The sequence below is a fragment of the Streptomyces sp. NPDC005728 genome (assembly GCF_040630895.1).
In the GTDB taxonomy this organism is placed as follows: Bacteria; Actinomycetota; Actinomycetes; order Streptomycetales; family Streptomycetaceae; genus Streptomyces.
This window is the reverse complement of record NZ_JBEXYL010000202.1, coordinates 1-7,203: the sequence shown is the minus strand read 5'-3', so window position 1 is coordinate 7,203 and position 7,203 is coordinate 1. Positions and strand designations below refer to the sequence as shown.

General features: G+C 68.1%; 4 protein-coding genes and 1 pseudogene. 2 read left to right on the top strand and 3 right to left on the bottom strand.

Annotation, left to right across the window (positions count from 1 at the left end; all coding sequences use genetic code 11):
* Positions 1-446: 446 nt before the first annotated feature.
* A complete protein-coding gene (locus ABZ471_RS47045; protein ID WP_359075302.1) occupies positions 447-809 on the bottom strand; it encodes a metalloregulator ArsR/SmtB family transcription factor in 363 nt (120 codons plus the stop codon).
* Between the two features lie 630 nt (positions 810-1,439).
* The gene (locus ABZ471_RS47040) at positions 1,440-1,637 is read right to left on the bottom strand and encodes a hypothetical protein (RefSeq protein WP_359075301.1); all 198 of its coding nucleotides are present in this window, start codon (positions 1,635-1,637) and stop codon (positions 1,440-1,442) included.
* 209 nt (positions 1,638-1,846) lie between these two features.
* On the opposite strand from ABZ471_RS47040, the gene ABZ471_RS47035 reads away from it, so the two are divergent.
* Complete coding sequence (locus ABZ471_RS47035) at positions 1,847-2,167, top strand: CU044_2847 family protein (protein ID WP_359075300.1); 321 nt, start codon at positions 1,847-1,849, stop codon at positions 2,165-2,167.
* A gap of 23 nt (positions 2,168-2,190) precedes the next feature.
* Positions 2,191-5,757, top strand: a complete 3,567-nt coding sequence (locus tag ABZ471_RS47030) for a trypsin-like peptidase domain-containing protein (RefSeq protein WP_359075299.1) — start codon at positions 2,191-2,193, stop codon at positions 5,755-5,757.
* Positions 5,758-6,118: 361 nt separating this feature from the next.
* Here ABZ471_RS47030 and ABZ471_RS47025 read toward each other — a convergent pair.
* Positions 6,119-6,501, bottom strand: a pseudogene (locus tag ABZ471_RS47025) (helix-turn-helix domain-containing protein); the annotation flags it as partial.
* Between the last annotated feature and the right edge of the window lie 702 nt (positions 6,502-7,203).

Genomic DNA, 7,203 nt, shown 5'->3' with positions numbered 1-7,203 from the left:
GCCCCGCGGCAGTTCGACGCGACGATTCCACGGGCGCTGCCGGGCTCGCCCAGGACGTGGACGTACGGCAGCTGTGTCGGTGGAGCTCGAGCCGCTGCCCGGGCACCTGGGGCGTCCGGCTGCGCGTAGCCTGGCTACCCGGGCCGTCCCACGGGTCGCTCATCTAACACTCCCCTGAACGGTCGGGCTCGGCAGGCCGGGCCGTCGGGTGTGCGGCCGGGCGTGCACACAGGTCGTCGGGGAGACCGCTGGTCGCGGTCTCCACCTGAGTTGCATAGTTGCGCAATCTAACAAACCCATGGCCCCAACAGCACGGATCTTGTGGGAATTCACAGGTGAGAGATCTCATGGAACCGGCCCGGCGGTCGCCGAGCCGATGTGCGCGCCCTCAGGGCAGGGGAGCGTGGGGTCGGCACGACGGCCGGGCCGGGGAGCCGGGGAGAGGATCAGCGGGCGATGCCGCGCAACTGCCGTACGACGGCGGAGCCGTGCTCGGAGCGCGCGGTCAGTTGCCCGACCATCACCTGTACGACGGTCACGATGTCGGGGTCGTCGATGTAGTAGACCTGCCGGCGGCCCTCACGGCGGGAGCGCACGAGTCCGGCGAGCTTCAGTTTCGCGAGGTGCTGGCTGACCGCGGGCAGCGCGCCGCCCACCCGGTCGGCGAGGTGCGTGACGTCGCTCTCGCCCTGCACCAGGGCCCACATCAGGTACAGCCGGGCCGACGAGGCGAGCAGCCCGAACGCGGCGGCCGCCGCGGCCAGCACCTCGGCCGACGGGTCCTCGAAGCCGCCGCCGATCTCCGCCACTGCCCTCTCCCGTCCCCGCCCGCTTCACAGCCCACGCACATGCGCGCACCCAGTGTAGGCATCCGCCCCCTGGGCGCCCCCAAGAGCCGGGGCGCCCAGGGGAGGGGATGGGAATCTGTGCTGTGGTGGGGCGGGTGGGACTCGAACCCACGGCCGACGGATTATGAGTCCTTTGGGGATTTTGGCGGTCTTTGCCGATCAATGCTCACCTTGGCCGTTTTCCCAGGTCAGAATGGGTTTGACGGCTCGCTCCTCCTCGGCCTTTGTCAGTCTTTTCCGATCCCTGTGTCCAACCTGCGTCCCGAACACGTTCTGGATGGACAAGTCGGCCGACACAGCGGCCGTCCTCCCGACTGAGAGAGAACGTGCTCCGAACCCGTGGGCAACGGATTTCCTTTCCAGCGCGCACAGGCTCGCCACCGAAGACGGGCAGGATGGCCATGCCGCCTAGAACGCCTACTGACCGAGATGAGGCAGTGAGGCCGAACCTTCTCGGGACACGCATGTCATGGGCACGTCGATGGCTCACGACACCGCGCTGTGAAGGCCCTTCCGCCTCGCGTCGCCCGCTTCGCACCTGCATCGGTGCATTGCACGTAGCACTGCCGGCGCGCGGGCCGGATCCGTTCCTCAGTGACCGACGGTGGTCCGTTGGCTAGCCAGTGTGCCCTCGGCGACGACGGCGCCAGGGGCGCTGTCACGGCGTTCCATGCTCGCCGACACAAAAGCGATGGGAAGGGTGGTCAAGGCCATCACGGCGCCGGGCCCGGTGGCGTCCAGCAGCGCCATCAGCTCCTCAACATCGGACGCGTTGCTCTTGTCGGCCACGACCGGCGTGTCCGGAGGAGAGGTGCGGCCGACTCGGTCGGTCAGAGAGACCGACCGCGAGTGGGCAGTTGACGCTCCGTCTGGACAAGGCGTCGAGTTGCTGGTGGACCCCGGCGAAGGGAAACTGGAAATTCCGTAACCCTGTTCACCGCGCGCCGTTTTGTTGGTAGAACCAGGCCAGGCTGGAGACGCAGAGGAGCGAGGCGCCCATGACCTCAATCGGCGAAGTTGATTCCGGAACGAGCGCCATTTCCTTCGAGGTCCGTGATCCTGGAGACGATGTCGTCGCCACAGGGGTCGCGGACCGTGTCATCAACACCGCAGAGCAAAGACTCGATGGAGTCCTTTCGGTGATCGGAAAGCTTGCCCGCTCATTCTCCGCGGCAGTGGAACAGACTCCCGCCGCCTCCGCCGAGCTGGAGTTCTCCCTGGAGATGTCGGCGTCCGGTGACCTCTACATCGCCAGCGGCTCCGCTACCGGCGTCCTCCGTGTGGCACTCACCTTCGAACGGAAGCAAGCGTCCGACTAGATCCGCCGGAGAAGGGCCTGGCCATGGCCGGAACACCGTCGTCTCTCGTGATCGAGCGCGCCGTCCACGCTGTCGTGAAAGTCGTCGACGGCCGCACGGGAGCGGTACTCGGCACAGGGGCCCTCATCACCGCGCACGGCGATGTCCTGACCTGCCATCATGTGGTGAACGCGGTCCACGACGTACAACTGGCCAGCGGCCCGGACCTGCTGCCGACCATCCCCGGCCCGCAGGACCCCGAGCGCGATCTCGCGATCATCCGCTGCCCACAACTCCCGCTCACCCCCCTCTCCGTCGCGGACCGTCGCACCGGCTGGGAGGGAATTGAGTACTGGAGCGGCGGCTTCCATCATCAGTCGGCGCGGGTGAGCGGCGTACTGCCGACGTTCGGCCGGGTGGGGAACCGTTTGCAGGTCTCGTACGACGGCCCCGCCCGCCCGGGATCGCGTGCGTACCGTGTGGATGTGGTGACCCTCAGCGGGCATCCGTACGACCCCGGGCTCAGCGGCGCCCCGGTCGTCGACGTGACGAGCGGCGCCGTACTGGGAGTCATCACCTGCCGCTTCAAGAAGGACGCCGGCGTGGTCGGATTCGCCGTACTCCTCGAACCGTCCGGCGCGGACTCGGAACTCGACGAGGTGCTGCGGCGGTCGGCGGAGTCGGTACCGCGCTACGGCTCCCAGCTCAACGGTCCGGGTGCGCTGGACCTCTGTGTCCGCCAGCGGGCCCTCAAGGTCGCCGCCTACACCAGGAGCTCGGTGTATCTGCCCGATCGCTTCGTCCCACGGCGCACCGCCCTGGCACGGCTGAGTGCCGCGCTCCACACCCGCCGGCGGGTGATCGCCGTGATTGGCCCCTCCGGGTCCGGCAAGTCGACACTGTTCGCGCACCTCGCGGCGACGGCCGAGCCCGGTCAGGGTTTCGTCCTGGTCCGCGGTGTGGACATCACGCCGGGTCAGCGTGACGTGGGCGAGCTGGTGTCCGCCGAACTGGACGAGGCGGCGGGCGAGCTGGTCCCGCCGAGCCTGTCGGCCGACGAAGTCGCCGTAGCCGCCCCGCTGACCGTGCTGCTGGACGGCCTCAACGAGGCGCACGACCTACTCGGTTCCAGTCACACTGCATGGTGGCGCCGGAGTCTCGACTGGGCCCATCGGACCGGGGCGACGCTGGTGTGCTCCACACGGCGCGACTCCTGGGACACGGTCAGCCACCTGCTGGGCGACGACCCGGGGTCACCGAGTGCCTCAAACGTCATCGACGTAGGCGACTTCGACAAGGAGGAATTCGAGGCAGCCTGCCACGCCTACCGGCTTCCACCATCCCTTCCCGCCACGGCGGTCGACGGCCTGGGCCCGATGTCACGGCATCCACTGATGCTGCGCCTCCTGGCCTCCTCCGGGGCGGACGACACGGCCCATCTCGACCTCCCCACTCTCCTGGACCGGTACGTCACCGAGAGGTGCGCGGTAGCCGCCAGGGCGGTGGGCAGGTCGGCCGCCTTCGTCCGGAGCCAGTTGGAGACGGTGGTCGAGGCCGCCGCCCGGGAACGGGAGGGAAACCTGGCGTTCTCCTCCACCGACTTCTACCGGGCCTTCGGCTCCCAGCCCGAGACGGCCGAACAGCTCGTGGCGGCCAATCTGTTCACCCCGACGTCCAGCGGCTACGTCATGACCTTCGACCGGGTCGGTGAGTATCTCCTCAGCCGGAACCTCTCGTTGGCCGACACAGCTGAGCAACTGCTAGGTGTCTCCCGGCCGTTGCTCAGCGCCCAGCGACTCCTCTTCCTCTCCGCGGAGGAAGCGGGGGAATCCGAGAAGGGCCGACCGGCGGAGTCCGACGAACAGACCGAACGCTGGCTGGACGCCGTGGAGTCGGCCGCCCTCTCGGGCGATGCCGGATGCACCCGTCTCCTCTTCGACGCCTTCACCGAGGCACGACACCCGGGCGCTGTCCTGGAGCGTGTGCTGCGGGTGCTGCGGTACGGCTTCGACACCTGCACGACCGTCCGGGACCTCACCGCCTTCGAGAGGGAGATCTTCTTCGCGGGCCTGACCGACCCCGCGGTCCCCCCGGAAGCAAGGCTGGATGTCTTCCATGAATTCCTTCGAGGGGGAACGGATCACGGCTGGCGGAGGAAGGACTGGGACGACCGCCAGGGAGGACTTCCGCCGAGCCATTGGAGCGAGCCGCTCGCCGCGACGCTGCGGGCCCGGCCCGAGTTGCTGATCCGGCTGGCACGGTGGCTGGATGACGGTCACATTCTGCGGAGGGCGAGCTTCGAGGGCCGGCTCGAGCCTGGTGAAGCCACCGTCGCGGACGCCACGGGTGCGCTCCTCCTCGCCCATCTCGACCTGTCTCCGGAGTCCTTGGCCACCGCGCTGTTCGAGCGGGGCGACGACTCAGGGCTGTCCTTGCTGCGAGTGTTCACGGGACACCGCGCTGATCTGATGCTTCCGATCCTTCGCACCTGGGCGGTCCAGGACGCGAGGCACCAACGTGCTGTGCTGCAGTGTGTCCTCACCATGACGAGCCGCCTCTCCACCGGCGAGGGGCTGGGATGGCTCACGGTGCTCCGGTCACTGGAGCGGTCTCAGGACGACCAGGTGCGCGACATGGCGACCGTACTGCTGGCCGTGTGCACCCCGGATTCCGCTCGGAGCGCCGACATGCTGCGGCGCCGGTCGGCAGCTCGCGGCCGGGATCTCGACCCCCGCGCGATCGCGTACTTCGAACGGCTGCCAGCGGCCCTCGCGTTCGAGTGCCTGGACCACGATTTTCCTCCCCGCGCCCTGTCCGCCGCTCTGTACGTGCTGTTGGAGCACGCTCACGATCCCGCCCGGGCACCCCAGGTGCTGAGGTGTGTGGACCGATGCGCCAAGCAGGACATCGCCGACCCGGACGAGCGGCGGTGGTATCTCCTCAACCCTTTGCACAATGCGGTCGTACGGCTGTGGAAGGCGGCCTCCGACGACGAGCGGCTTCCCCTGCCCCGGCTGGAGTGGATCACCCTCCTGATGCGGGAGGCCAATCCGTACTTCCGCAGCGAACCGATCGAGTACGTCCTCCGAGAAGTTCCGAAGAGCCCCGCGGCGCGCGCGCTCCAGACACAACTGCTGCGCCGCGTCGAGACCGCGGATGACGCCGAACTCGCGTTGACCGTGCTGAGTAGGCTCGTCGACTCGGGGCAGGGCGCCTCGCGGATGGACGTCGTGGCCGTACTGTTCGGTCTGCTCTCCCCTCAGGACAAGGAGCGTTGCACGTTGGCCCTGGCCTGGTACGACGAGCAGGTCGCCCGGTCGCTGTGCGACGGAGCGGAGGAAATGCGCACCTTCGCGGACATGGAGACCGGCCGTATGCTGCGCGATGCATACACACAGAGACACGACACCGAGCTCGCCGTCGAGTCCGCCGTCCGAGAGTTCGTCGAACAGTGCGTCAACACACTCCCGGACCGTGGATCCGGGTCCCGCGCGGGGGATCACCATTCTCGCTTCATCTCCTTGACGATGGACCAACTTCGCCGCTACCGCACCGATTCCTTCCGACGGGTGCTCGAGCTGCTCGATCTGGCGCCATCCGATGGAACTTGATGCGCCGGTACAGTGTCTGACTCTCCGTCGGTCGCAGCGGGTCACGGCATTCCGTTTCTCAGACTTTGTCCGCCTGTTCCTACCCTGCGTCCAACCAGCGTCCCGAACGCGTCCCGGATGGACAAGCCCGGCTGGCACATCGCCCCAGTTGGGGAGCGAGCTTCGAACTATCCCGCGGCGAATCACGTTTCCAACGCACAGGCGGCTTCACCCCGGGCGCCGAAGCCTATTCGAGCAGCACTTCATGCCGCTGCCCCTCAGAAGACAGTGATGAGCCCCAAGAGGCCAGCCGGCCCGGTGGCAACCTCCGCGAAACCGTACCGATGCTCCTCTACTACGCTGCGCGCACGGCTGATTACGTCTGGCGGCGCAGGACCTTGTGGCCGCCGCCGTCGGGGATGCGGCCGAGCTTTTTGACGTCGACGTGGATGAGCTCGCCGGGCTGGTCGCGTTCGTAGCGTCGGATAACCTGTCCGGTGGGCCGGTCCATGAACGCCCGCCGGTTCAGGCCGTGGCGGACCAGGATGCGGTGCACGGTCGGGGCGGGCAGGCCCAGGACCGGGCCGAGGCGGGCGGGGCCGAGTTTGCGGTCCTGGCGCAGTCGGCACACCCGGCCTCCACCGCTGCCGCCGTGCGGTGGGGTGTCGTGAGGGGACGGCTGGGCCGGTCGTGCAGCCCTCGCGCGCCCTCGGCCCGCCAGCGGCGGATCCACCCGTACGGGCAGCTGGCCGCACCAGGCTCGTCGCCCTTCCGGGACTCCTCGTTCCAGGACTCCTCGCTATCCGCGATGAACGCACGGCTGCCGCAGACAGAACACTCCCGTTCCGCCCCGGACACGTTGGATGGCACGAAGATCACCCGGCCGCTACACCCCTCACGAGTGGCAGGAGCATGGGGGCACCCCACCCTGTCCCACCTGCACTCGCGGTTTCAGCGCAGCCACGCTCTGCGAGCCACCCCCTTGTATACGGGGGATTCCTCGGGCCATTTTCAATACGGGCCGTTTCCCCCATCCCCGAGGGCCGCAGAGCCCCCGGCGATCAAGGCGACTCGCTCGCCTACCAAGCCACCCGTCGCCCCCGCCCGTAAGGGCCGGAGGGCGGTGCAAGTGGGTCCACAGACGACTCTTCCCATTGCCTACGTCCCATCAACGTCCCAACTTGTGCGCCCAGACCCCGCGCAGATCGACGACTACGGCTCCCCTAGACCACGGACCCACGCATCCGCCCAGGTCAACGCCTCGTGAACCCCAGGAGCCTCAGGCGCCGTTGAACTCACGAGCAGCGGATTCGGTCCGTTGGCCCAAAGTTCTGAATCCGTGCCCTTGATGAGACGTTTCCGCAGGTCAAAGACCTGCACAGTGGGGCGGGTGGGACTCGAACCCACGGCCGACGGATTATGAGTCCTTTGGGGATCTTGGTCTTCGGCCGCGGCGGTGCGCTCAAG